The organism is Arthrobacter sp. JUb115 (assembly GCF_004365035.1).
GTDB lineage: Bacteria > Actinomycetota > Actinomycetes > Actinomycetales > Micrococcaceae > Glutamicibacter.
Window position 1 is genome coordinate 314858 of the sequence record NZ_SOBS01000003.1, and the last position, 22910, is coordinate 337767.

Annotated in this window: 19 protein-coding genes; 14 read left to right on the forward strand and 5 right to left on the reverse strand. The window is 59.9% G+C overall.

Features of this window, described 5'->3' with window-relative positions:
• Positions 1–29: 29 nt before the first annotated feature.
• On the reverse strand, positions 30–935 hold the full coding sequence (locus EDF61_RS07045) for a carbohydrate kinase family protein (protein WP_105657627.1): 906 nt from the start codon (positions 933–935) through the stop codon (positions 30–32).
• A complete protein-coding gene (locus tag EDF61_RS07050; protein ID WP_286134200.1) occupies positions 932–2404 on the reverse strand; it encodes a glycoside hydrolase family 32 protein in 1473 nt (490 codons plus the stop codon). Before EDF61_RS07050 ends, EDF61_RS07045 begins: the two co-directional genes overlap by 4 nt.
• A gap of 122 nt (positions 2405–2526) precedes the next feature.
• Here EDF61_RS07050 and EDF61_RS07055 point away from each other — a divergent pair, with 122 nt between their 5' ends.
• From EDF61_RS07055 to EDF61_RS07100, 10 genes are all read left to right on the forward strand, one after another.
• Positions 2527–3555, forward strand: a complete 1029-nt coding sequence (locus tag EDF61_RS07055) for a LacI family DNA-binding transcriptional regulator (RefSeq protein ID WP_286134199.1) — start codon at positions 2527–2529, stop codon at positions 3553–3555.
• Between the two features lie 370 nt (positions 3556–3925).
• Positions 3926–4951 (forward strand): LacI family DNA-binding transcriptional regulator, encoded by a 1026-nt coding sequence (locus EDF61_RS07060; protein WP_105657624.1) that lies wholly within the window; start codon positions 3926–3928, stop codon positions 4949–4951.
• A 44-nt stretch (positions 4952–4995) separates the two neighbouring features.
• Positions 4996–6672 carry an ABC transporter substrate-binding protein gene (locus tag EDF61_RS07065; protein ID WP_105657623.1) on the forward strand — a complete coding sequence of 559 codons (1677 nt, stop codon included), beginning with the start codon at positions 4996–4998 and terminating at the stop codon, positions 6670–6672.
• Positions 6673–6745: 73 nt separating this feature from the next.
• Entirely contained in the window at positions 6746–7723 is a 978-nt protein-coding gene (locus tag EDF61_RS07070; RefSeq protein ID WP_105657622.1) for an ABC transporter permease, read from the forward strand.
• 5 nt (positions 7724–7728) lie between these two features.
• A complete protein-coding gene (locus EDF61_RS07075) occupies positions 7729–8703 on the forward strand; it encodes an ABC transporter permease (RefSeq protein ID WP_105657621.1) in 975 nt (324 codons plus the stop codon).
• The gene (locus tag EDF61_RS07080) at positions 8700–9617 is read left to right on the forward strand and encodes an ABC transporter ATP-binding protein (protein WP_105657620.1); all 918 of its coding nucleotides are present in this window, start codon (positions 8700–8702) and stop codon (positions 9615–9617) included. The genes EDF61_RS07075 and EDF61_RS07080 overlap by 4 nt, the downstream gene beginning before the upstream one ends.
• Complete coding sequence (locus EDF61_RS07085; protein ID WP_105657619.1) at positions 9614–10561, forward strand: ABC transporter ATP-binding protein; 948 nt, start codon at positions 9614–9616, stop codon at positions 10559–10561. The genes EDF61_RS07080 and EDF61_RS07085 overlap by 4 nt, the downstream gene beginning before the upstream one ends.
• An 8-nt stretch (positions 10562–10569) precedes the next feature.
• Positions 10570–12150 carry a glycoside hydrolase family 32 protein gene (locus EDF61_RS07090; protein WP_181148848.1) on the forward strand — a complete coding sequence of 527 codons (1581 nt, stop codon included), beginning with the start codon at positions 10570–10572 and terminating at the stop codon, positions 12148–12150.
• 214 nt (positions 12151–12364) lie between these two features.
• Entirely contained in the window at positions 12365–13636 is a 1272-nt protein-coding gene (locus EDF61_RS07095) for an MFS transporter (RefSeq protein WP_105657618.1), read from the forward strand.
• Positions 13633–14307 carry a FadR/GntR family transcriptional regulator gene (locus tag EDF61_RS07100; protein ID WP_133833645.1) on the forward strand — a complete coding sequence of 225 codons (675 nt, stop codon included), beginning with the start codon at positions 13633–13635 and terminating at the stop codon, positions 14305–14307. The genes EDF61_RS07095 and EDF61_RS07100 overlap by 4 nt, the downstream gene beginning before the upstream one ends.
• Before the next feature lie 27 nt (positions 14308–14334).
• Here EDF61_RS07100 and EDF61_RS07105 read toward each other — a convergent pair whose 3' ends face one another.
• Together EDF61_RS07105 and EDF61_RS07110 are read right to left on the reverse strand one after the other, a co-directional pair.
• Positions 14335–15477 (reverse strand): glutamate--cysteine ligase, encoded by a 1143-nt coding sequence (locus tag EDF61_RS07105; RefSeq protein WP_105657616.1) that lies wholly within the window; start codon positions 15475–15477, stop codon positions 14335–14337.
• 155 nt (positions 15478–15632) lie between these two features.
• A complete protein-coding gene (locus EDF61_RS07110; RefSeq protein WP_133833646.1) occupies positions 15633–16874 on the reverse strand; it encodes a class I SAM-dependent methyltransferase in 1242 nt (413 codons plus the stop codon).
• A gap of 455 nt (positions 16875–17329) precedes the next feature.
• Here EDF61_RS07110 and EDF61_RS07115 point away from each other — a divergent pair, with 455 nt between their 5' ends.
• The 4 genes from EDF61_RS07115 to EDF61_RS07130 all read left to right on the forward strand — a co-directional run bounded on the left by EDF61_RS07115 (position 17330) and on the right by EDF61_RS07130 (position 22216).
• Positions 17330–18871 (forward strand): amino acid permease, encoded by a 1542-nt coding sequence (locus EDF61_RS07115; protein WP_388022673.1) that lies wholly within the window; start codon positions 17330–17332, stop codon positions 18869–18871.
• Positions 18872–19075: 204 nt separating this feature from the next.
• Positions 19076–19372 (forward strand): co-chaperone GroES, encoded by a 297-nt coding sequence (groES, locus tag EDF61_RS07120; protein WP_133833647.1) that lies wholly within the window; start codon positions 19076–19078, stop codon positions 19370–19372.
• Positions 19373–19405: 33 nt separating this feature from the next.
• Positions 19406–21007 carry a chaperonin GroEL gene (groL, locus tag EDF61_RS07125; protein WP_105657612.1) on the forward strand — a complete coding sequence of 534 codons (1602 nt, stop codon included), beginning with the start codon at positions 19406–19408 and terminating at the stop codon, positions 21005–21007.
• Between the two features lie 207 nt (positions 21008–21214).
• Positions 21215–22216: an NADP-dependent oxidoreductase gene (locus EDF61_RS07130; protein WP_133833648.1), complete on the forward strand. Its 1002-nt coding sequence runs from the start codon at positions 21215–21217 to the stop codon at positions 22214–22216.
• Positions 22217–22256: 40 nt separating this feature from the next.
• On the opposite strand, the gene EDF61_RS07135 is transcribed toward EDF61_RS07130, so the two are convergent.
• Entirely contained in the window at positions 22257–22859 is a 603-nt protein-coding gene (locus EDF61_RS07135; protein WP_286172141.1) for a TetR/AcrR family transcriptional regulator, read from the reverse strand.
• Positions 22860–22910: the final 51 nt, after the last annotated feature.

Consider the following 22910-nt stretch of genomic DNA (forward strand, 5'->3'; position numbering starts at 1 on the left):
GATTCTTTCGTGAACGCTGCGAAGCGTAGTTACTGAGCGATTGCGAGGGAGAAGTCTTTAATCCACGGGGGATTGGCTCCGGCTTGTGCCACTGTCAGTGCAGCTGAGGTTAAGGCCTGACGAAGTGCCTCTTCAACATCTTGAGACTTAGCCGTTGCGCCGTGACGAAGAGCTTGAGCGAATTCTGGATTAGCCAGCACTCCAAAGAGCAGCCCGGACATGAAGGCGTCCCCGGCACCTATGGTGTCCACAAGATTGGTGGGAGAGGCAGCGACATCAAATTGCCGTCCCGAGGAAAGCGCCACGCAACCATCGCCGCCCTGAGTCATCACCGCCAAGGCTGGGCCGAGGCTGGCTACGTGCTTCAGAACCTCCCATGGCTCTAGGCCTGGGTATAGCCACTGACCATCAACGTCGCTGAGCTTCACGATGTGGCTCAGGCCCATCAGCAGCTCAATGCGTTGCAAAGCCGAGTCCCTGTCCTCGACAAGATCCGGACGGAGGTTAGGGTCATAGCTTCGAAGTGAATCGTCTGATGCATTCTTGAAAGCATCGACAATGATTTGACCCGAGGGTTCAATCCAAGCAGCGATGGAACCGGTGTGCAGCAATTCGCTGGAATCATCAGCGGGGACAGCAGGAATCTGCTGGTGGATGTCGAAGGTGTAACGAGCATTGAAGTGCTCATCCATCACTACCTGGGCTACGGACGTGGGATGCCCAGTTACTGAGCCGGCGGCAACATGCACTCCCGCCTGATCCAGGTGCTCCGCAATTTGAATGCCGTAGGAATCCTGACCGAATTCCGTATAGAACTGAACATCATGTCCCAGCCGGGCAAGCCCGACGGCGACATTCAGCGGTGATCCGCCAGGATGCGCAGTTTCTTCAACAACGTCGACGAGGGATTCGCCCATTACGCTAATGCGGCTCATGCCTTGGGCTCCAGTGCGTTATCAGAGAGTTCTTGAACTTTGAAAGACGCATTCGCACCAGTTGCGACGCGCAAGGTCGCGTAGGCCAGCGCTGCCTCACCGGTGAGCTGATCCGTAAGGGAACGTCGACCACCAGCAGCTAGGATTTCGATAGATCCGTGATCCACGAGAACTTTCACATCTAGTTCATCCGAACCAGCGGGCAGAGGCATGCGCTGGTTGGAGGCGTAGAGCTCGTGGTCTACCTTGCCTGCTTCGCGGCGGTGCTGAATCAATGCGGATTCAACGGTGAGTTCGCTGATAAGAGTGTCATCGGCGCGGAATAAGGAAAGGACTGCTGGTTCGGTTGGGCTGGTAGCAAACGTCAGTTCAACCAGAGCGGGGGAGCCCAGCTCAATACGATTTTCGCCAGCGTTGGCCTTGCTTGATGCAACGTCGGCTTTTGGCAATCCGAGAATGCGCTGGCGAATGTCCAACTTGCCGTTGGAGTCTTTCACCAAATCCAGCCGGCGTGCGGCGCTCATGGATCCGCGCCATCCGTCGTGGGGGAGCTCGCGGGCGTAGTCCCAGTTGCTCATCCAGGCAATGAGAGTTTGCTCGTCTAGTGGCAAGCCGTGGAAGCTGACACCTGCATAGAAGTCGCGTCCCCAGTCCAGCCAGTCGCCCTGCTTCAAGGATTCGTATCCGAAGCTATCCCAAGTTTCCTGAGTCTCATCAGGAGTGAAGGTGGTGCCGTTGAATTCACCAATGAAGTACTGGGTACCTGAGCCGCCGGCCACGCCGCCTGGGTTCAGCGAAACAATTAGAACCCACTTCAGCTGGTCTGTGCCGGCAACTGGTAGCTGGAATAGATCTGGGCATTCCCAGATTCCGGCAACAGCAGCCTGGGGTCCGAAGCTGGAGAGCTCGGTCCAGTCCTTGAGGTTCTCAGAACGGTAGATCATCACTCGGCGATCAATGGCTTCAACAGCAACCATGACCCAGAAGGAACCCTGCTCGGATTCGTATCGGATGACCTTTGGGTCGCGGAAGTCCTTGGACCCTCGATCCAGAACTGGATTCTGCCCGTATTTGGTGAAAGTGATTCCACCATCCAGCGAGTAGGCGATGGCTTGGGACTGGTTGGTCTCATCCTTGGCTGCCGCGGTGTAGATGGCAACGACCGGCGCAACCGTGCCGTCGCCGAAGCCGCTGGTATTTTCGTGGTCCACCACGATGGAGCCGGAGAAGATATCAGCCATGTCGCCGTGCAGAATCGCGATAGGAAGTTCTTCCCAGTTCACCAGATCGGTGCTGACCGCGTGGCCCCAAGACATGAATCCGTGGCCTACGCCGTGAGGATTGTGCTGGAAGTACAGGTGGTATTGCTTTCCGTCAAAGAACAATCCATTGGGGTCATTGATCCAGTTTTTCTTCGCAGTGAAATGTAGCTGTGGTCGCTTCACCGCGACCTGTTGAGTTTCGGGCAACGCTGCCATCCTTCGATATGAGTTGGCTAAATGGATTTAGCACAAGACTCTAACAGCGTGGCCGAATCACTGCAATAGGCTAGGGTCGAATAATTGCATTCGAACTGTCTCAAGAGGGAAATGTGGAATCGCCTAAAGCCAAGCGGATAACAATTGCTGACGTTTCAGAAGCTTCGGGGATGTCCAAGGCTGCCGTCAGCATGATCCTGAACAATAAGCCGGGCACGCGACTGTCCGCCGAAGCCACGGAACGAGTGCGCGCGGCCGCCAAGAAACTGGGTTACCGGCCAAATGCGGCAGCCCAATCCTTGCGAAGCGGGAAGACGCGCACCCTGGGGTTCATCTCTGATCAAGTTACCGTGACTCGTTTTGCTTCCGAAATGATCACCGGCATCCTGCGCGCAGCGGAAGAGCGAGACCATACGGTGCTCATTGCTGAGACCTTCGGCAAGCCAGAACAAATGGCTGAAGCAATAACGCAGATGACCCACCGGGACGTTGACGGGCTGATTCTTGGGTTCATGGATTCTCGCCAACGTGATTTGAAGATCCCGAAAACTGGATTGCCCACCGTGCTGGTCAACGGCATTGACGACAGCCCTTGCGTCGCAGTGCTTCCCAATGAGATGGATTCGGGGGCTAAAGCCGTGCAGAGGGTTATCGAATCCGGGGCGAAGAGTGTTGCGGTCATCGGTGAACTTGAAAACGCCGAAAAGGATCCGCGAACCTATCCAAGTATCTCTCGCCGCTTCGGCTCCCTGCGCAGAGCCTTGGCGGAATCAAACCTCGAAGTACTGGGCCACTGGGTGCTCGACGACTGGAACCCCACCGACGGATATGAAGCAACAATCCGGATGCTAGCCGACGGGTACAACCCTGACGCCATCATTTGCGCCAATGACCGCGTGGCCATGGGTGTCTTCCAAGCGCTCGCCGAAAATGGCCTGAAGCCAGGAACGGACCTGTCCGTGCTGTCTTTCGATGACGAGATCATTGCCAGCTACCTTCGCCCGCAATTGACCTCTATTCGACTTCCATATGAGGGGATGGGTGCTCTGGCCGTTGAGCTTCTGCTCGATGGAAAGCTGGAGCCCGGGGAGCATCAGATCGACATGCCGCTCATCGAGCGCGAGTCCATGAAATCCCGCTGACTCGCGGGCGCAACCGAGCCGGCCGGTTCCGCGAACCTGATTTCCACGATTTCCTTTGTGTCTACCAGTGCCATTTCGGGGAATGGCTGCCATGCTTCGGGGTGCTGATTACGCCTCTGCCCTGTGGCATCGTGCCCCATTTGCCCTACTCAGCTGAATGAAGCAAGGGATTCCCATGTCTTGGATCCATGGCCTTGACGGTCAGGAATCGATCCTGTCAATGATTTTCACTGCCGCAAAACTTCTTCCTTGACAGCCGTAAGTGATGTAGGTTACCTTATTTCACAGCGTAGTAACGCGCGTTACTGAATCGTGTTAGCAAACCGTTGGCACGACGCGAAACGCACTGATCTCGAAGGGGAGGAGGGGCATGTCTCAGCAGTCAGTGACCATGGCCGACGTTGCCAAAGCAGCCGGGGTGAGCCGAACAACCGTCTCATTCGTACTCAACGGCCGGATGGAATCAAGCATCCCCGAAACCACAAGAGAACGAATCAACCAAACGGCGCGCGAACTGGGCTACCGCCCCAACGCAGCCGCACGAACCTTGGCCAGCAAACGCAGCTCCTGGTTCGGGCTGGTGACCGAAATTGCCACCTCGCCCTTTGCCACTGACGTGATCAAGGGAGCGCAGCAGGCAGCATGGAAAGACGGCAACTTCCTCCTTATCGCACCCAGCGACGATGATCCAGGCATGGACAACCTCGCCGTTGAGAAGCTGCTTGAACAGCAGGTTGGCGGATTGATCATCGCGACTTCCTGGCACCGCCAAATCACGGTGCCGGAAAATGCAAAATCAGTTCCCTGCGTACTGGTCAACTGCTTCGACGCCGGAGGCCAATTGCCATCAATTGTTCCGGATGAATTCGGCGGCGGATACGCTGCCGCTGAAATCCTGGCCAAGGCCGGGCACACCAGCATCGGGCACATCACTCTCAAAACAGGAATTCCTGCGCAAATCGGACGCCAAGCCGGTATGAAGCAGGCCCTGCGCGATCACGGAATTGAATTCGATGATTCCCGGATCGTGCCTGGTGATGGAACTGCCGACAGCGGGTACCACGGTACGCAAACGCTGCTAAGCCAACTGGATCCGCCTACCGCAATTTTTTGCGGAAATGACCGGATCGCCATGGGCGCCTATGACGCAATCAAGGAACGCGGATTGCAGGTGGGAAAAGACATTTCAATCGTCGGATTCGATGATCAGGAAATTCTGGCACCGCATATGCGGCCAAAGCTGACAACCATTGCCTTGCCCTTCGAAGAACTGGGCATGGCGGGGGTGTCCCTATTGAATCAAATGGTAGAGGGCTCGCCGATCGAGAATCGCCAAATTACCATCGGCTGCCCCCCACGCATTCGTTCGTCTGTGGCCATGCACGGCCGCAGATGAACTTCCCCTCCGCTACACATCACATGAATGGATGAGGAACTTCAATGATAATCAAATACTTACGTCGCGCGCACCTTGCCGTGGCCGCGACCGCTGTGGCCGGCACCCTCGCCTTGAGCGGATGCGTCGCATCGAATCCAGGCGGAACTGAAGGGGGCGACGGATCAGCCAACGCCGCGTTCCTGACCATTCCGCGCGAGGACATGGGAACCTTCTCAAAAAACTTCAACCCCTTCTCGCCCAATGCTGCGCCAATGACCGGGCAGTCCATTTACGAATCCATGCTGGTCTACAACCCGGCAGGCGGCGACACCGTGCCTTGGCTGGCCACGGAGTGGAGTGCAGGCAAAGACGGAAAGTCGCTGGCCTTCAATCTGCGTCCGGGCGTTAGATTCTCCGATGGCACCCCGCTGACGTCCAAGGACGTCAAGCTCTCAGTTGAACTGCAAAAGGAACTGCTCGGCGGCTATGACTACCTGAAGTCCATCAAGACTCTCGATGACTCGACCATCGAGTTCCACTTCAAGCAGGCATTCACCCCGGCCCTCTACGAACTGGGCCAGCAGGTGATTGTCCCGGCCCACATCTGGTCCAAGTTCGACAAGCCCGGAAATGAAGAGAACCCGAAACCGGTAGGCACCGGACCATACACCGAAGTAGCCAATTTCCAGGCGCAGTCCTTCGAATTGGGCAAGAACCCATACTATTGGCAACCCGAGAAGCAGAATATCGGCGGCATCCGCATGCTCGCTTTCGCCGGCAACGACGGAGCCAACCTCGCCGCCATCTCCGGCGATGTTGACTGGACGCAAACCTACATGCCGGATATCCAATCGACCTACGTGGACAAGGATCCGGAGCACCGTCATTTCTGGTTCCCGACCACTGGCGCCGAAATCAACTGGCAGCTGAACACTACCAAGAAAGAATTCTCGGATGTTCGCGTACGCAAGGCGTTGAGCATGGCCGTAGACCGCGAACAGGTTGTCAAGGTCGGCATGTCCGACTACGCCAAACCAGCGGACTGCACCGGACTGTCCGGCAACTATGACAAGTGGCGCGACACTGCGGTCGTCGAACAGTGCGACTGGACCACGCGGGATGTGGAAGGCGCAAAGAAGCTTCTTGATGAAGCAGGCTTCAAGGAGAATGCACAGGGGCAGCGCACCACCGCCGCTGGCAAGCCATTCACCTTCGATATCTCCGTGGGTTCAACCTCCTCGGATTGGCTTTCGGTAGCGAATATCATCGCCCAAAACCTCCAGGACGTGGGCATCAAGGCCACTGTTGATTCGCCGGATTGGGCCGCGGTGACCGCAAGCTACGAAACCGGTGAATTCGACACCGGAATCGTTTGGACCGCTAACGCTCCGACTCCTTACCAGTACTACCTCAACCTCATGGGCAGCCAGAACGTCAAGCCCGTGGGCAAGCAGACCTTTGACAACTACCACCGGTTCAGCGATAAAAAAGCAGATGAGCTGTTGAACAAGTTCGTGGCTGCCGGCGATGAGGGAGAACAGAAGCAGATCGTTAACGACCTGCAGGCTCGCTACAGCGAACTGGCACCGGTAGTACCGCTATTCGCCGGCCCGGAATGGGGTGCCTACACCACTGAGAACTTCGTGGGTTGGCCAACCGAAGATAACCCGTATGCCACGTTGAGCAACCGGGCCCCGACCACCGTTCTGGTGCTCACCAGCCTGGAACCAGCGAACTAGCAACATTTTCCCTTCGCAGCGGGCGGATACCGTCCGCCCGCTGCGTTGCGATCCTTAGCCAAGGACACACAACATGAGTTTCCTCCTACGGCGCTTGGGCTTTTATCTCCTAGCCTTCTGGGCGTCAATCACCCTGAATTTCCTTCTACCGCGGCTGATGCCAGGCGATCCCGTCACCCGCATGCTGTCCCGCTCGCAGCAACGGCTTGAGCCACAACAAGTCGAAGCACTTCGAACCCTGATGGGAGTGGACGGCGGCCCCATCATCCCCGAATACTTTGGCTATCTTAGCCGTGTCTTGACCGGCGACTTTGGGATGTCGATTTCCCGTTTCCCCACTCCAGTCTCCGAGGTCATCGCCTCGCAGCTGCCGTGGACCTTGCTGCTGGGACTGACTTCATTGATTTTCGCCGTGATCCTCGGAAACCTCCTGGGCATCCTTGCCGCCTGGCGCCGTGGCGGCTTCTTGGACTCGGTTGCTCCACCGCTGCTGGTGTTCATCGGTTCTTTCCCGTATTTCTGGCTAGCCATGGGGGCCTTGTACATCTTCGGCATCAACATGGGCGTCGCCCCGATGCGCCATGCCTTCTCCGTAGGCCTGGTTCCCGGATTCAATCTCGAATTCATCCTGGACGTTGCAGCGCACCTGGTCCTGCCCGCGCTGACCATCGTGCTGGTTTCCCTGGGCGGCTGGATGCTGGGCATGCGCAACACCATGATTGCCACCAACTCCGAAGACTATATTTTGATGGCCGAGGCCAAGGGGCTGCGACCGCACCGCATCATGCTGAACTACGCGGCACGCAACGCGATGCTGCCATCGGTCACCAGCATGGGCATGAGCATCGGCTTCATCGTCGGCGGCGCACTGCTGACCGAAGTGGTATTCGCCTACCCAGGCGTCGGCTACCAGCTGCTCGGCGCTGTCCAAGGCCTTGACTACCCGCTGATGCAGGGCATGTTCCTGACCATTACTGCCGCGGTGCTGATAGCCAACTTCCTCGTAGACCTTGTCTACGTCCGACTCGACCCTCGCGTGCGGAAAGGCTGATCGCCATGACCCAGAATGCTACAGATCCACAGACTCTGGCTGCCTCGCAACCAGCGGAGGAAAGCGGCTCCGCGCGTGCCAGAGTCAGTGCTACCCGGTTGCTGCGGACTTTGCTCCGCAACGGCAAGGCCGTGGCTGGGCTCAGCATCCTGCTTGCCTTTATCATCCTGGCCTTGCTTGCCCCGGCGCTCTTCCCCGGGGATCCGTCGCGGATTACCTCGGCCGGTGCCAGCGCACCAAGCATGGAGCATTGGCTGGGTACCACCAGCAAGGGCCAAGACGTTTTGGGGCTGACCCTGTGGGGTGCCCGCTCGTCGCTCTTCGTCGGCTTCGCCGCCGGCATCCTCTCCACCATTGTCGGCGTGCTGGTCGGGTTGAGCGGGGCCTACTTCGGCCGCGGCCTGGACGAGGTGCTCTCCCTGGTTACCAACGTCTTCCTGCTGGTGCCCGGCCTGCCGTTGCTGGTGATCCTGGCGGCATTCATGCCGCCTGGTCTTGGCACGGTGATCGTGGTGCTGATGATTACCGGATGGGCAGGCAGCGCACGCGTCATGCGTTCCCAGGCCATGTCCATCCGCGGAAAAGACTATGTTGCCGCGGCTTTGGTATCGGGCGAGCGCCCGCTGCGCATCATGGTCCGCGAAATGCTCCCCAATATGGCCTCGGTCGTCATGACCACGCTGCTTGGCTGCATCATCGGCTCCATCGGCGCACAGGCTGGGCTTGAATTCCTGGGCTTGGGCGACGTGAACACCATCTCCTGGGGTACCAACCTGTTCTGGGCGACCAGCGACGGATCGCTGATGCTGGGCCAATGGTGGATTTTCGTGCCATCGGGCCTGGCCATCGCCTTGGTCGCCTTCGCCTTGGCCCTGTGCAACTACGCGGTGGATGAAATCACCAATCCGCGCCTGCGCCGCCCGAAGCATGCAACGAAAAGCACCGCGGCGACTACCGTGGTGCGAAAGGAAGAAAAATGAGCGTCCCGGTATTGGAAGTCCAGGACCTGACCGTCGAGTACGTCAGCGACGAGAGAGCTGTGCGCGGCGCTGACCGGGTCAGCTTCGCCATCCACTCCGGTGAAATCTTCGGTTTGGCGGGGGAGTCCGGCTGCGGCAAGTCCACCATTGCCAACTCGATCATGCGCTTGCTGAAAGATCCTGCGCGGATCACCCACGGCAAGATCCTCTTTGAAGGCCAAGATGTGCTGGGCATGGACGAAGCGGAACTGCGCGCCTGGCGCTGGAACAACGTCGCCATGGTATTCCAGTCGGCGATGAACTCATTGAACCCGGTCACCCGAATTGGCGAGCAGTTTGTCGACGTGATCCGCACGCACCGTGGCGGCACCCGTGCTGCCGCGGTGCAGCGCGCCGAAGAGCTGCTCACCATGGTGCGCATCGATCCGGCGCGATTGCGGGCCTATCCGCACCAGCTTTCAGGCGGACAGCGCCAGCGCATTGTCATTGCCATGGCCTGTGCGCTGAACCCGCGGTTGCTGATCCTGGATGAGCCCACCACGGCGCTGGACGTAGTGGTTCAGCAAGAAATCCTGGAGCAGATCAGGGAACTGCAAAGCGAACTCGGATTCGCCATCCTGTTCATCACCCATGACATGTCGCTGATGCTTGAGCTCTCCGATCGCATTGGCATCATGTACGGAGGGCGCATCGTGGAGCTGGCACCGGCGCCGTCGTTGCGCCATGGTTCGAAGCACCCCTATACGCAGGCGCTGCTCGGGGCGTTCCCGCCCCTGCACGGACCGAAAGTCAAGCTCACCGGCTTGGCCGAAGGCACCAGATTCACCAACATCAAGGACCTTAGGCAGGTAGGCGAAGGCCATTGGGTCGCCCCGACCCAAGCCCCGGTCCTCACTCAAGGAGAACTGCCATGACCTCGACAGCTGCCAAGCATGCCTCTATGGTGCCAGTGGTGCGTATCCGTTCGCTGAGCAAATCTTTCACCAGCACCGCACTGTTCCGTCGCACGAAGGTTCCGGCCCTGAGGGGTATCGACCTGGATCTGCACCGCGGTGAAATCGTGGCGCTGGTGGGCGAATCAGGTTCCGGTAAATCGACGTTGGCCCGCTGCTTGGCATTGCTTGAGGCACCGGATTCCGGGGAAATGCTGGTCAATGGAAAGGACATATCCGGGCTCAAGGGATCAGCGGCCCGGAACTACCGCAGCGAAGTGCAAATGGTGTTCCAAGACCCTTTCGGTTCGTTGAACCCGGCCTTCCGAGTGGAGCACATCCTGGAACGCGCCTTGGCGCTGCACCAGCCAAGCATCAAGTCCAAGCGCGCAGAAATGGCCAAGCTGGTGTCCACCGTCGGGCTGAGCCCGGATGTGTTGTCCTCATTCCCGCACGAGCTCTCCGGCGGACAGCGCCAGCGCATTGCAATCGCCCGCGTGCTGGCAGCCAAGCCGAAAGTCATCCTGGCCGATGAGCCGACCTCCATGCTGGATGTCTCGGTGCGGATCGGCGTGCTGAATCTGCTGCACAAGCTGCGCGATGAGCATGGGATCTGCATCCTCTATGTCACCCACGACTTGGCATCCGCCCGCTATCTCTCGGACCGGATCGCGGTACTTAACGAGGGGCGAATAGTCGAGTCGGGCGAGTCCGTGCAGCTGCTGGACAATCCCCGGCATCCATACACCCGGCTGCTGGTGGGCGCGGTACCCGACCCGGACCGCGACAGCAGCCAGGATGCGTCGAAGCGCGCGGCCCTGCGTGAACAGATCCACCGCTGGTCGGCCAGCACCACCCTGAAAAAGCACATGATCGATGAATCACGCCAGCACTGGGTGCTGGCCGGCGAAAGCGAAATGAATTGAATCTGGATATGAATGCCGCCTACGGCAGCGCCTCCCGGAGAAATGTTGTCAAAACCCTGGCTGCAGCCACCGCTTTGGGGCTGGCCGGGGTTGGCCCAGATGCAGCCCATGCCGCTCCCGCAGGCAGCTCCAAGACCAAGAAGGGCGTTTCCCCGGCCATGAGCTACCGTCCCAGCTACCACTTCAGCGTCCCCGACAATTGGAAGAACGACCCGCAGCGTCCGGTGTATCTTGATGGCGAATACCTGTACTACTACCTCTACAACGAGGACTACATTCTCGGCGGCATTGGGACCAGCTGGCGCATGGCGAGTACCACTGACCACGTCAATTTCACTGACCGCGGCGTAGCTATCAGCAAGCATGAGAGCCCCAACGGGGACTGCTGGTCCGGATCAATTGTCATCGACCAGCAAAACACCGCAGGATACGGGAAGGGCACGTTGATTGCTTTGGTCACCCAAGCCCCCAATGGCGTGCAGGCCCAGTACCTCTGGTACTCCACCGACAAGGGACGCAGCTTCAAACCCGGAGGGACCGAACCGGTTCTGGCCAACCCGGGCACCGATGCCTTCCGCGACCCGAAGGTGATCTGGCATGAGCAGAGCTCTCAGTGGGTCCTGCTCAATGCCGAGGGAGACCGCATCGGAATCTATGCTTCGGCGGATCTGAAGCAGTGGACGAGAACCAGCGAATTCGTGCGCACCACTCTGGGCATTCTTGAATGCCCAGATCTCTTCCAGATCCAGGCTTCGGATGGCTCCAGGCATTGGGTGCTGGGAACCAGCGCTAACGGCAAGCCCCGCGATTTGCCCGCTACCTACGCCTACTGGATTGGCGACTTCGACGGAAAGGCCTTCACTGCTTCGCAAGCCGAGCCGCAATGGCTGGATTGGGGCTTCGACTTCTACGGCGCGGTGACCTATCCGGACCACCACGCCGATGGCAGCGAAAATCCCGGAATGCGCCGCGCCATTGGCTGGAACAACTTCTGGGATTATCCGCATAATGCTCCGAGCATGGCCACCGATGGCTACAACGGAGACGACATGATTGTGCGCGAGGTGCGGATGGTTGCCGGACCGAATGGCAATTACCTCGCTTCTGTTCCGGTGGCGCAGCTGGACAGGCTAGCCCGTGCAACCACCAAGTTCGGCAGCCCTGTGGTTTCGGGGGAGAAGATTCTCCCGTTCTCCAGCAGTGCTTATGTGCTGCAGTGCGAATTGCAGTGGGACCCGGCCAACCCGCCGGAAAACATCGGTTTCGAGCTGTGCCGGGCCGTATCCGGAACGCGCCATGTGGCAACCGGGCTCTATTTGGCCGGCGGGTTCGCCTATGTGAATCGCAAGCCGGGCTTCCATCCGGGGGATAAGGGCGAATCCAAGAGCCCATTGGAGGTACCGAGCGGGAAACTCGACGTGCGCATCCTGGTGGATCGCTCTAGCGTCGAGGTGTTCTTCGGCGACGGGCGGCTCGTCCACTCTCATCGCGTGTTCCCGCTGTCCACTGATGCCGGGATCAAGCTCTTTGTCTCCGGCGGGAAAGCGTCATACAAGAATCTCACGGCGCGCGAGCTGGGCTTCGCATAGGAGGCTGGCTGCTGCCAGGATCCAGGAAGCCCGAGGGTGGCTTGGGGTAAATCGGGTCGCGGGCCATCCTGCGGTGCTTGCCAAGTGCACGACGTAGCCGGAGTTCGGCCCCGAGCAGCAGTACTTGGCGGACAGAAGCGGGCACGCCGCGAGGTTCTGGTGCGCTGGATCACAGGATTCGCCGCGTGAAACATCAAACGTCTAATGTTTAAACGTGATCGACAACGCATCAGAATCCGCGGCCCCGCCTCCTGCCAGCAAAGCCGCCAAGCATCCCTGGCGGGCAAGCGCACTGGCAGTTGCGGCGGTGATCCTCGTCGGGCTGAACCTGCGCATGGGTATTGCCTCGGCATCTCCGCTCTTCCATGACCTGCAGGAGATGATGGGGTACGGCACGTTCATCGCTTCGCTGCTGCCGACGATCCCAGTTTTGTGCTTTGCCGTGGCTGGCGCGGCAACGAGCTTGGTGATCGGCAGGACCGGACTGGAACTGGGCATCGCCCTGTCCTTGCTGCTGCTCACCGCTGGGCTGGCCTTGCGCATTGTCGATTCAACTTGGGCCTTGCTGGCCGGCACCGTGGTAGGCATGTGCGGCTTGGCCATCTGCAATGTGGCCATGCCCTCATTTATTCGAGAGCACCACGGGAACCGCGCCGCGTCGATGACCGCGGCCTACACGACCACCATGTCCATCGGCGCGACGCTGGCCTCCGCAATCAGCGTCCCGCTGGCGGTGAAGGCGGGTTCGCCGACGACGGCATTGGCTTTGTGGGCGATTCCCGCCGGCCTGGCTTTGCTGGTCTTTGTGCCGCTGTCCATCTCCGGGAAGCGTTCCGCTGTTCAGAAGGGCACGCATGTTTCTCCATGGCCGCTACTGGCCACGCGCAAGGGCTTGCTGTTCACCACTGTTTTCGGCATCCAGTCGCTGCTGGTCTATACCGTGGTCAGCTGGTTGCCGCATATCCTCATTTCGCGCGGGCTGGAGCCAGTTGATGCCGGCTTGATGCTGGGCATCGTGCAGGGAGTCAGCATCCCGGCAGTCATGATCATGCTCTGGATGGCTTCGAAGCCGGCCCTGCTGCGCAGTGCCTTCGTGCTGACTACCAGCTGCTCGGTACTCGGTTTTATCGCTCTGCTGCTCTTGCCGGTAGAACTGTCCTTGATCAGCTCGGTCTTCATTGGCCTGGGCTTCGGGGTGTTCCCGCTGGTGATGCTCATGCTCAGCCGCAGTGGCGGCAGCGCAGAAGAAACGACAGCAATGTCCACGGTGGCCCAATCTGTCGGCTACCTGATTGCAGCCATTGGACCCTTCGCCCTGGGGCTCATGCAGGGCGCATTGGGATCTTGGACGGTTGGCTTGGTGATCATCCTCGCCTTCGCTGTGGTGCAGCTTCTGTTCTGCTACAAGCTGGGCGGCCTGCGTACCGAAGCCGATTCGCATCCGTTGATCGAAGTGGACGGCTCGGCTGAAGCGGAGCGGCCATGAGCAAGACCCCATTGCGTCCGCCCTTGTCCGAAGAGGTTGTGGCGAAGCTGCAGAGCGCCGTAGCGAAGGGCCGCTGGAAGGTGGGGGACCGCGTTCCGGCTGAACCCGAGCTGATGGCGGAAATGGGCGTCTCCCGCGGGACCTTGCGCGAAGCCATCAAGGCGCTGGCCAGCACGGGGATCTTCGAGGTCCGCCGTGGAGATGGCACCTACGTGCGCGCGACCAGCGAGATCAGCGGCACCGCCCAACGGGTGTACCGAGACCACTCCGACCAGGACGTGCTCCAGGTGCGATTCGCCCTGGATACCCAGTCGGCCCGGCTCGCTGCCAAAGCCGCTGATGCAAAAGTAGTCGAACAGTTGCGCGCGTTGCTGGGCCAGCGAAGCGAAGCATGGGGAAACCGGGATTATCCTGCGTGGGCGAAAGCCGACTGGAAATTCCATCTGGAAGTGGCGCGGGCTTCCCGTGTTCCGCTGATGCATGAGATCTATGAGAGCTTCGGGGATGTTTTCCACGGAACCAAGATGGTCCAGAGGCTTTCCGACGGATTCGATGGCTGCCTGCACGAGGGCCACGAATCACTGGTAGACGCAATCGAAGCAGGCGATCCCGAAGCAGCAGCTCGAACTGTTATCAAGAATCTTGATTACTGCATGAGCTGGATGCCTTAATTCCTGACTTCGAGGGCGCTGCCCGGACTAAACAGCCTTCATGCGCCGGACGTTTTCCTGCACCACTGCCTTGAAGTCCCCGCCCGAAGCCGCAAAGGTATTGCGCTGCAACTGGTATTCCGCCCCGCGTTCGATCAAACGGATTATGCCCTGCAGTTCCTCGGCGCATCCCAGCTGCTCGGCAATCGGTGCCAGGCGCTTGACCTCTGAGCGCAGGTGGTCGGTCACCAGCATCTCGTCGCCTTGGGCGTTGAGGATGATGATGGCATCCAGCCCGTAGCGGGCGGCGCGCCACTTGTTCTCCACTCGGAACCAGGCCGGCATAACAGGAATCTTGTAGCCGGCTTCGATGGATAGCGACATGTCGTGCACCAGGCACTGGGTCAGTGCGGTAAAAGCGGCAATGTCATCCAGAGAGCTCACGCCATCGCAGATGCGCATTTCCACGGTGCCCAAACGAGGTACCGGACGCACATCCCAGCGGATCTCGGAGACATCATCAATAACCCCGGTATGCAGCATGTCTGCAACGTGGGATTCGTATTCGGACCATGAATCGAAGTGGAAGGGGATCCCGGCAGCTGGCAGCTGCTGGAACATCAGCGAACGCTGCGAAGCGTAGCCGGTGTCTTCCCCGCCCCAGTACGGGGAGGAGGCGCTGAGTGCTTGGAAATGCGGCTGGTAGTTGATCAAACCGTCAGTGATTGGAAGCGCTTTTTCGCGATCGTCCAAGCCCACGTGCACGTGCACGCCGTAGATCACCATCTGGCGGCCCCACCACTGGGTGCGGTCAATCAGCTTGGCATAGCGGTCCTTGTCCGTCACCGGCTGCAAGGTCGGCGCGGCAAAAGGATGGGAGCCCGCGGAATACAGGTCCACGCCGTGGTTTCCGGCGACCTCGTTGAGCATGCGCACGTTGGTGCGCAGTTCCTCAGCCGCGTCTGCCACGTTGGTATGGACACCGGTGACCACCTCCACGGTATTCATCAACAATTCCGGCTTCACTGTCGGATGCTCATCTTCGCGGTCAAGACCGGCCTCATCCTTGAGCTGGTCAAGGATACTCTCGGCAACCGAGCACAAGTCCGCACTTTCGCGATTGACCAAGGCGATTTCCCATTCGACACCGATAGTGGATTGGGAAGAGTGGGCGAACTCGATTTTCTGCACGGCGCTCCTATTGATGACGTCTCGGACGGAATGCTCCGGAGCCGAACAAAGTGGATGGAGCGTCCACCGATTCCTCGATGTTTCTCCATACTCATTGTATGTATTGCGCCGCTCCTGCCGGGACAATGCTCCGGTGGGACCTGCGTCACCCCAGACTAGTGCGGGATGACCTCGAAAGCTACGCGTTTGTCGCCGAGGCGAGCCAGGATCAGCGTTGCCTTGTTCTTGGCGCTCTTGGGGGAGCCTGCCAGCAAAATGCGGCGCAATTCTTCGGGCGTGACGTCGACTCCGCGCTTCTTGATATCCAATGTGCCGATGCCGTTGGATTTCACCCAGCTGCGCAGCTTCTTCACGTTGTAGTCATGCACTGCCATGACTTTGTATCCGCGGGCAAACGGCGTGGAAATCTGCTGGTTATGGGTGAAGTAGGCGATGTGCTCATCGAGCAGGTGGCCGCCAGTGCGCTCCAGCAAGGTCGAGATCAGGTGGGAACGGATCACTGCGCCATCGGGTTCGTAGATGTGCGCTTCCAATTCGCCTACCGGGGCTGGCTGATCATTTGCCGCGGCAGCTGCACTGGCCAACTCGTGGGCGCCGTCCTTGTCGATGACCAGCGCGGCACGGGCGATGTCCTTGCGCTTGAGCTTGCCGAACCAGAGGCAGGCCTCGATGACCGAGCCGTGGTCCGAAATCCAGACAGCCTCGGCGTTCGCCGGAATCGCTTCATGGGGCAGGCCCGGACCGAGTTTCACTCCGACGTCCAGCCCGGAGTCCACCAGCTTCTCCACGAAAGACAGGGGCGGGGAAAACGCCTCGGGGTCGAAGAGTCGGCGGGTGCTTCCCTTCACGTCGGTACGCCGGGCTGGATCCAGCCAGACGCCGTCAATCCCGGTCAGATCGGTGTCCTCGGCGCTGCCGTGGATCACGGTGGCATTGTCGAAGGGCATCAGGTTCAAGGTTGTGGCTGCCGCGGTGGTTTCATCCAGCTCTACTGCGGTGACCTGCAGGCCAGCGCTGGCCAGCGCAATGGAGTCGGTGCCGATGCCGCATCCGAGGTCTGCGACGTGGGTGGAACCGGCATTGGTGTAGCGGCGGGCATGCAGCCCGGCGATGGTCAGGCGCGTGGCCTGCTCCAGTCCGGCCGGGGTCAAGATCAACGAGTCTGCAAAGGGGCCGAATTTCACCCTCGCCCGGAAACGCAGCTCGGCCTGCGCCATGACGGCGCGAACCACCTGGGCGTCGTGGCCTTCCTTGCGCAGCTTCTCATTCAGCGACCAAGCAGCATCCTTGGTGGCCACCATGGACGGGTCGATGGTGGAAAGCAGCTTCCAGCCGTCTTCCGAAAGCAGGGCGGCGAATTGTTCATTGAGCGTAGAGTCATTTGAAGCCTGGGCCATGATCCAAGACTATCGTTGATGCGTCTTGGAACAGACTGGCCCTCTCGGTGTGCCCAGCCCGCAGGGCCAGTGATCTATGTGACAAAAACGCGTCACATTCAGAATTCACAGAATCGCCAAGCGGGCTTCGCCAAGCTCCGGGATCCGGCCGCCCAGCAGTTGCGCCAAGAGCAGTTCGAAGCCGGGAGATGTGAAGCCCTGAAACGAAAAGACTAAGTATCGCTATCTCATAGGCATTGATTTCGTTAGAGAGAGTAATGCTTGTTGCTAATTGGATCATCTGGCTAACGAGTAGCCCTATCGCTGTTTTACAGTTCTCCGCCACTAGGAAGCGGTTCGCTGGACCAAGTCGCCCCGCTTGCTGCGAGCGGCTGCATGTCCTCCGCAAGACCTGAAGTGATCCACGTCGCATTCCCCTGTGGAACTGGTGTTGTATGGCACCTGTGATGAAACCTATGCAGCGAACGACAGTGACGTCGACAACCGGTCCAAAGGCCGTGGATCCCGCACCCCTGGTGCAGAACCAGCTCAAGCGCGGCATGAGCAGCCGCCACCTGCAGATGATCGCCATTGGCGGTTCCATCGGCACCGGGCTGTTCGTGGCCTCCGGCGGCACTATTGCCCAGGCGGGTCCCGGCGGCGCGCTGCTGGCCTACGCCGCGGTGGGTCTCATGGTGTACCTGCTCATGCAGTCCCTGGGCGAGATGACCGCGAAGATCCCGGTGGCCGGATCCTTCCAGACCTTCGCTACCCGCTTCGTTTCCCCCTCCTTCGGCTTCGCCATCGGCTGGAACTACTGGTTCAACTGGGCCATCACTGTTGCAGCGGAACTGGTGGCCGCTGGCATCGTGATGAGCTTCTGGTTGCCTGATGTCCCCGGTTGGGTCTGGGCCGGCTCTTTCCTGGTGGCCTTGACCGCCTTGAATGCTTTGTCCGCCAAGGCCTTCGGCGAAGGCGAGTTCTGGCTGGCCATGATCAAGGTGGTCACCGTCATCGCCTTCCTGGCCGCCGGCGTGCTGATGATCTTCGGGGTGCTCGGCGCGCACACCGATCCGCTGGCCAACTGGCGCGAAGGCAAGGATGTCTTCCATGGCGGCTGGCTGTCCATCGTCTCGGTCTTCATGATTGCCGGATTCTCCTTCCAGGGCACCGAGCTGGTGGGTGTCGCCGCAGGCGAAGCCAAGGATCCGCGCCGCGAAGTGCCCAAGGCCATCCGCCGGGTGTTCTGGCGCATCATGCTCTTCTACATCGGTGCCATCTTCATCATCGGCTGCCTGATTCCGTTCACCGACCCGAGCCTGCTGGCCAGCGGCGAAGCCGACGTGGCTTCCTCGCCCTTCACCCTGGTCTTCGAGCGGGCCGGCATCGCTTTTGCCGCTGCTGCCATGAACGCGGTCATTCTCACCGCCATCCTCTCGGCTGGCAACTCGGGGCTCTACGCCTCAACCCGCATGCTCTACTCCATGGCCCACGATGGCAAGGCTCCGAAGATCTTCGGGCGCACCAACTCCAGCGGCGTGCCGATCATGGCTCTGCTGGCCACCGCTGCGGTAGGCCTCTTCGGGTTCCTCACCGCCCTGGTGGGCCAGGGTGCGGCCTATACCTGGCTGCTGAATGTCTCGGGGCTGTGCGGGTTCATCGTCTGGGTGGGTATTGCCGTATCCCACTACCGCTTCCGCCGCGGTTATCTCGCCCAGGGCTACAGCGTGAAGGACCTGCCCTACTTGGCCCCGCTCTTCCCGCTAGGACCCATCGTGGCCTTCCTGATGCTGATTGCCGTGATCGTCGGTCAGAACTACCAAGCGGTGCTGGCCGGCCACGGGCTGGAAGTGCTCTCGGCCTATATCGGGCTGCCGCTGTTCCTCGGACTGTGGCTGGTGCACCGCATGGTGACCAAGTCCAAGATGGTCAAGCTCACCGAGATGGATCTGGACGCTCCGGAGGATATCGAAGAGTCCGCGGCTGTGCGCTCTGCGCGAACCGGTGTGAAGAAGTAGGGCAATGATTAGCACTCGCCTTGACCGAGTGCTAAAGCTCGTCCTAAAGTCATGTGTGGGTGTCACGATGGAAGTTGCATCTGCAGCTTGCAGCGTTACACACCGCCTGACTGGATACCACCAACTGGCACCGCGACGACGGTTGGTCCAATGCCATAGGGCGCACCCCTACAACCATTGGTTCATACACGAAAAGGAGAGACCATGTCTGTCTCCATCAAGCCGCTCGAAGACCGCATTGTCATCAAGCAGGTCGAAGCCGTAACCACCACCGCTTCGGGCCTGGTCATCCCAGACTCCGCTAAGGAAAAACCACAGGAAGGCGCCGTAGTCGCCGTAGGCCCAGGCCGCATCGATGACAACGGCAACCGCATTCCCCTGGACGTTGCAGAAGGCGACGTAGTCCTGTACTCGAAGTACGGCGGAACCGAGGTCAAGGTCGGCAACGAAGAGTACCTGGTGCTCTCGGCTCGCGACGTACTGGCAGTCGTCGTAAAGTAACGCCAACCTCTCTAAAGTTTCAGGAGAAAATGCATGGCTAAGCAGCTAGCATTCAACGAGGAAGCGCGACGCGCCCTCGAAGCGGGCATTGATAAGCTCGCAAACACGGTGAAGGTCACCCTCGGCCCACTCGGCCGCAATGTGGTGCTTGCCAAGACCTGGGGCGCCCCGACCATCACCAATGACGGTGTCACCATTGCGCGTGAGATCGATCTGGAAGATCCATACGAGAACCTTGGCGCGCAGCTGGCCAAGGAAGTAGCCACCAAGACCAATGACGTAGCAGGCGACGGCACCACCACCGCCACCGTGCTCGCTCAGGCCCTGGTCAAGGAAGGCCTGAAGAACGTCGCCGCAGGCGCCGCTCCGGGCGATGTCCGCAAGGGCATTGAACTGGCTGTGGAGATCGTTTCGGACGCATTGGCCGCTAACGCCGTTGCCGTAGAGGACAAGGTTGCTAACGTAGCCGCGATCTCCGCGCAGTCGGATGAAATCGGCGAATTGCTGGCCAAGGCCTTCAAGACCGTGGGCACCGATGGCGTGATCACCATCGAGGAGTCCTCGACTACCGCTACCGAGCTGGTCCTGACCGAAGGCATGCAGTTCGACAAGGGCTACCTCTCGCCACAGTTCATCACCGACCAGGAGCGCCAGGAAGTTGTCCTGGAAGACGCACTGATCCTGATCAACCCAGCCAAGATCTCCACCGTGGCAGAATTCCTGCCACTGCTGGAAAAGGTCCTGGAAGCGAAGAAGCCGCTGCTGATCATCGCCGAGGATGTCGAGGGCGAAGCCCTTTCCACCCTGGTGGTCAACAAGCTGCGCGGCCTGCTGAACGTGGTAGCCGTCAAGGCTCCAGGCTTCGGCGACCGCCGCAAGGCAATGATGCAGGATCTGGCTATCCTCACCGGTGCCCAGGTTGTCTCCCCGGAACTGGGCCTGTCCCTGGACCAGGTTGGCACCGAGGTACTCGGCTCGGCACGCCGCGTGACCATCACCAAGGATTCCACCACCATCGTTGATGGCGCTGGCACCGAGGAAGATGTCGCAGAGCGCGTAGCCCAGCTGAAGGCTGAGCTGAACCGCACCGATTCGGAGTGGGACCGCGAGAAGCTGTCCGAGCGCCTGGCCAAGCTGTCCGGCGGCATCGGCGTGATCAAGGTGGGCGCTTCCACCGAGGTCGAGCTGAAGGAACGCAAGCACCGCATCGAGGATGCTGTGTCCTCCACCCGTGCTGCCCTGGAAGAGGGCATCGTTGCCGGCGGCGGTACCGCCCTGGTCGACGCGCTGGCTTCGCTGGATACCGATGCCCGCATCGCAGCCACCGAAGGCGACGTAGCAGCAGGCGTTGCGATTGTCCGCCGCGCGCTGGTGCAGCCGCTCTTCTGGATCGCTACCAACGCCGGCTTCGACGGTGCGGTAGTTGCTTCCAAGGTGGCGGAGTCCCCAGCCAACGAAGGCTTCAACGCCAAGACCGGTGTCTACGAGAACCTGCTGCACGCAGGCGTCATCGACCCAGTCAAGGTAACCCGCTCGGCACTGCGCAACGCAGCATCGATCGCGGCCTTGGTTCTGACCACCGAGACCTTGGTGGCAGAGAAGGCTGAAGAAGCTGAAGAGGCGCACGGCCACTAGGGTTTAGCCCGTCACCGAAGCATTGCTTCGTGAGCGAAAGCCGCCGTTGGATCCAGGATTTATCTCCTGGATCCAGCGGCGGCTTTTTGTTCTCAGAAAACGATCCACCCGGGGTGACCCAGCTCATTGACACGATAAATGAGTGCGCTCATAATTGAACTCAGTCAAAGATTGATGCCCATTTCATATCCGTACAGGAGATCTTCCATGCACGCGTTCGTTCTCGAAAACTACAAGGGTGCCCTGGTGCAGGCCGAGGTCGCTGAACCTGAGTTGGGGGAGCGGGAGGTACTCATCGAGATTGCGGCCGCTGGCGTCAACCAGCTTGACGAGAAGATCCGCGCAGGCGAATTCAAGGCAATCCTGCCCTACAAGATGCCGCTGGTTCTCGGCCACGACGTCGCAGGGACCGTGATCGGGCTCGGCTCAGGAGTCCGCGGCTTTACGGTAGGGGACCAGATTTTTGCCCGCCCTCGAGATCATCGGATCGGAGCTTTCGCCCAGCGCATGGCCGTGAATGAAATGGATATTGCGAAGGCACCTGTCTCCATCGACCTGGTGCAAGCGGCCTCGCTGCCCCTGGTTGCACTGACTGCGTGGCAGGCACTAGTTGAGCGGGGAAATCTGCAGCCGGGGCAGCGAGTACTCATCCACGCTGGCGCTGGCGGCGTCGGAACCATCGCCATCCAGCTGGCCAAGCACCTGGGCGCTTACGTCGCGACAACAGCGTCGGCGACGAACGCCGAATTCTTGCAGGATCTCGGAGCCGATGAAGTCATCGACTACAAGACCGAGGATTTCCAGGTAAGTATCTCGGGCTATGACCTGGTGCTTGACAGCCTGGGCGGCGAAACGCTTGCCAAGTCGCTGGGAGTTCTGCGCCCTGGAGGGAAGGTCATCGGCATCTCGGGTCCGCCGACTCCGGCATTCGCCAAGGAAGCAGGGCTGAATCCGGTGATGGGCTTGGCGGTCCGCGCGCTAAGCCGGTCAGTTCTCAAGAAGGCCAAGAAGCTGGGTGTCGGGTACGAGTTCCTCTTCATGAAGCCCAGCGGCCAGCAGCTGCGAGGCATTGCCGAACTGGTGGACTCCGGGGTCCTGACGCCCGTGGTGGGCCAGGTCTTCGGTTTTGCGCAAACTGCAGAGGCCCTTGAATCGATGGAGGCTGGTGGCCGGCGCGGCAAGACCGTCATCACCATGCAGCAGAAGTAAAGCGAGCGCGTTCGCCTGGGCGGTGGGCGCGCTTTGCTCGTCAGTGGGGGAGGAATGCAGCAATCTGAGCGCGGATGCCCCGGGCGACTTCAGCTGTGGCCAGTGCCGGGTCCGCAGCAGTAGCCATCGCCAGGAACTGGATGGAAGTGATGGCCCGCGCAATCGTGGCTGCCTCCGGCGCCTCCAGATTCCTATGCGTGCCCAGGAGCTCGGCAATCGCCTGTTCGGTCAACGCCGCTATGCGCAGGGCTTCGGCATGATGCGGTTCCGCCGAATCGCCAAAAACCATTTCGCGCAGATAAAAGCGCCCGTTGTCGACATGCTTCCGATTGCAGTCGATGATCGGTACCAAAAGGGCCATGGTTGCCTCCAGCGCGGTCTTTGCTGATTTAGAGGCCTCGATGCCTTGCTCCAAGGAGCGTTCGTAGCGGTGGTTCTGCACCATGAGCAGCAGCTCGGATTTGGACTTGGCGTAGAGGAAAAGGGTTCCGGTTCCGATATCCGCCGCGTCGGCGATCTGCTGCGTGGTGACCTCATCGACACCGTGTGCCGCGAAGAGTTCGCTGGCCGCGGAGATGATCCGTTCAAGCTTCGCCTGCTTGTTGCGTTCGCGTCGTCCTGGCATAGGAGTTGAAGACGTCACCCGGGAGCCCCTCGGCTAGAACTGATCAGAGTTATTCATGAGTCTAATCAA

Coding starts and splice junctions, on each gene's coding strand:
- EDF61_RS07100 (WP_133833645.1), top strand. CDS start 13,633: ATGAGCAAGACCCCATTGCGTCCGCCCTTGTCCGAAGAGGTTGTGGCG.
- EDF61_RS07090 (WP_181148848.1), top strand. CDS start 10,570: ATGAATGCCGCCTACGGCAGCGCCTCCCGGAGAAATGTTGTCAAAACC.
- EDF61_RS07080 (WP_105657620.1), top strand. CDS start 8,700: ATGAGCGTCCCGGTATTGGAAGTCCAGGACCTGACCGTCGAGTACGTC.
- EDF61_RS07075 (WP_105657621.1), top strand. CDS start 7,729: ATGACCCAGAATGCTACAGATCCACAGACTCTGGCTGCCTCGCAACCA.
- EDF61_RS07115 (WP_388022673.1), top strand. CDS start 17,330: ATGCAGCGAACGACAGTGACGTCGACAACCGGTCCAAAGGCCGTGGAT.
- EDF61_RS07110 (WP_133833646.1), bottom strand. CDS start 16,874: ATGGCCCAGGCTTCAAATGACTCTACGCTCAATGAACAATTCGCCGCC.
- EDF61_RS07060 (WP_105657624.1), top strand. CDS start 3,926: ATGTCTCAGCAGTCAGTGACCATGGCCGACGTTGCCAAAGCAGCCGGG.
- EDF61_RS07085 (WP_105657619.1), top strand. CDS start 9,614: ATGACCTCGACAGCTGCCAAGCATGCCTCTATGGTGCCAGTGGTGCGT.
- groL (WP_105657612.1), top strand. CDS start 19,406: ATGGCTAAGCAGCTAGCATTCAACGAGGAAGCGCGACGCGCCCTCGAA.
- groES (WP_133833647.1), top strand. CDS start 19,076: ATGTCTGTCTCCATCAAGCCGCTCGAAGACCGCATTGTCATCAAGCAG.
- EDF61_RS07070 (WP_105657622.1), top strand. CDS start 6,746: ATGAGTTTCCTCCTACGGCGCTTGGGCTTTTATCTCCTAGCCTTCTGG.
- EDF61_RS07130 (WP_133833648.1), top strand. CDS start 21,215: ATGCACGCGTTCGTTCTCGAAAACTACAAGGGTGCCCTGGTGCAGGCC.
- EDF61_RS07045 (WP_105657627.1), bottom strand. CDS start 935: ATGAGCCGCATTAGCGTAATGGGCGAATCCCTCGTCGACGTTGTTGAA.
- EDF61_RS07065 (WP_105657623.1), top strand. CDS start 4,996: ATGATAATCAAATACTTACGTCGCGCGCACCTTGCCGTGGCCGCGACC.